At 43.9% G+C, this 2,487-nt stretch carries 2 protein-coding genes and 1 pseudogene; all 3 read left to right on the top strand.

What is annotated here, in order from left to right; genetic code table 11:
• Positions 1 to 262: 262 nt before the first annotated feature.
• Entirely contained in the window at positions 263 to 403 is a 141-nt protein-coding gene (locus QZ379_RS12410; protein WP_009123638.1) for a hypothetical protein, read from the top strand.
• Positions 404 to 658: 255 nt separating this feature from the next.
• Positions 659 to 2,320: a group II intron reverse transcriptase/maturase gene (ltrA, locus tag QZ379_RS12405; RefSeq protein ID WP_004319152.1), complete on the top strand. Its 1,662-nt coding sequence runs from the start codon at positions 659 to 661 to the stop codon at positions 2,318 to 2,320.
• Positions 2,317 to 2,487: pseudogene (locus QZ379_RS12400) on the top strand (TraG family conjugative transposon ATPase); the annotation flags it as partial. The gene ltrA and the pseudogene QZ379_RS12400, both read left to right, overlap by 4 nt.

Below are 2,487 nucleotides of genomic sequence, written 5' to 3'. Positions count from 1 at the left end.
AACATGCAGTCCCTTTCCCGCTACTCCCGCGGGAACCAGATAAACAAGGAGTGGGTGCGATACGTCGCTGTGTAAGTAATTGTTAAACTTAGATTTAACCCGTTGTTTCGTCAACGGTAGCCTATGGACAGATGCACCAATAGTAATATACTGTATCAAAGCTGTCCAGACAAGGTAGCCCTTCCGAAAGGAGCAGTCAGAACCGTGAGGGAAAGACAATGGCTGTTAGTATCATACAGTCAGGGAGCTTGGCTTGGGTGGTATGGTTAGCGTAAGCGAACTGTCGTCTAAACGTCGTAAGGTTGAAGAAGCCAAAGATACTGATAGGCTTCAGCCCAAAAGGGAAGCAGTCGGTTATTCCTCTCCATTCTGGGAATACACGAACAGAGTACTGCCGGTGTAATAGACAGAACCTAACCCACTTATAAGTTACTTGCACGGAACGTAGTAAGCCCGTATTTCTCCTGCCAATGACAGGTAAGCAGACCGTAAGGAATGCCGAATGGAGTGCGGGTATAGGATTGCAGAAAAAGCGAATGCCACCCTGTAATGGGGTGAATAGGGATTGAAACATCATCCCGCTGCGAAAGCAGGCTGACTTCTGCGGTAGGTGATTCTTTACAAGAAACTTTTAGAACTTTTAAAAGGAGAAAAGCAAATGAACGAAATTAAAAAATCGTGTGCATCGACTGACCAAACGCAGAGCAAATGGGACAGTATAAATTGGCTCAAATGCGAAGCTGCGGTTCAAAAGCTACAAGCGCGTATTGTAAAGGCTCAAAAAGAGGGTCGCCACAACAAGGTCAAAGCCTTGCAGTGGACACTGACCCACTCGTTTTACGCTAAAGCATTAGCGGTAAGACGTGTAACTTCCAATAATGGGAGTAAAACGGCTGGCGTCGATATGGTAACATGGAAAACGCCAGATGCTAAAGTGTGTGCAATAACCGAACTGAAAAGGAGAGGTTATACACCCCAACCTCTGAGACGAGTACATATCAGAAAGAGTAACGGGAAATTAAGACCATTGGGTATACCAACTATGAAAGACCGGGCTATGCAGGCATTGTATCTGATGGCACTGGCTCCCGTAGCTGAAACAACGGCTGATGCCAATTCTTATGGTTTCAGAAAAGAAAGGAGCACGGCAGATGCCGTTCAACAATGCTTCAATGACCTGGCAAGGACGACATCCCCACAATGGATCTTAGAAGGTGATATCAAAGGTTGTTTCGACCATATCAGTCATGAATGGTTGCTTGACAATATCCCTATGGATAAAGTTTTGCTCCGTAAATGGTTGAAAAGTGGATTTATTTTCAACAAGCAACTTTTTCCGACAGAGGAGGGAACTCCTCAAGGCGGCATCATCTCCCCAACTCTTGCAAATATGACTTTGGACGGACTGGAAAAACTGCTTGCCGATAGCTTTCCGATAAACCGCTCGAAGAAAAATTACTATACTCCTATGATAAATCTTGTTCGCTACGCGGATGATTTTATTATCACAGGAGAGAGTAAGGAGTTGTTGGAGAACCATGTTAAACCATTAGTCATTGAGTTTCTTCAAGCAAGAGGGCTTACCTTATCAGAAGAAAAGACTAAGATAACTCATATAGAAGAAGGGTTTGATTTTCTTGGGTTCAATATCAGAAAATATAAAGGCAAGTTTATCACAAAACCATCCAAGAAGAGTCGAAAGAGATTTTTAGATAAGGTTCGTGAAATAGTGGACAAGAACAAGTCTTCTAAGCAACAATCTTTGATACGATTGCTAAACCCAGTCATTAGAGGATGGGCGAACTACTACAAGGGGTGTTCTGCATCGGAAACTTTCCGTAAAACAGATGCACAAATTTTCAACAAACTATGGCGATGGTCTCGCAGAAGACATCCCAAAAAAGGTAAACGATGGATTGCCAACAAGTATTATCACACTGTAAGAGGTAGAAGCTGGACTTTTGCCGTACCGCTTGAAAACAGGAAAGTGGATAAATACCACACTCTTGTGAGATTGTCGGATACGAAAATAAAGCGACATATCAAAATCCGCAGTGAGGCCAACCCGTATGATGCCGATTGGAAAGATTTCTTCGATCAATACAAGACCCGAAGAATGCTTGCACACTTAGACGGCAAGCAATATATCTATCGCCTGTGGAATCAGCAAATGCAATGTTGCCCTGTGTGTGGCAAGCACATCACACGGGAAACTCCCTGGAAAATTACTGAAATGACAGGGAGCAGTAGAAAGGCGAAAGTCCTAATACATGATCATTGCAGCCGAATTACTAACAGAAATAAATGGAAGTTACTATGAGCCGGCTTTTAGTTACAAATAAAAGTTTTGAATTGCTTGAGCCGTATGAGGGGAAACTCTCACGTACGGTTCTTAGAGGGGAAAGCTCCCGTAAGGGGGCTGACCTACTCGACATCGACCAGTATCTCAACGAGGCGCACTCGTTCGGTCTTCAATCCGTCCGGGCC

The sequence above is a fragment of the Bacteroides sp. genome (assembly GCF_019417265.1).
Classification (GTDB): domain Bacteria; phylum Bacteroidota; class Bacteroidia; order Bacteroidales; family Bacteroidaceae; genus Phocaeicola.
The sequence above is the reverse complement of the archived record's forward strand: the minus strand, read 5'-3'. Positions and strand labels throughout refer to the sequence as shown.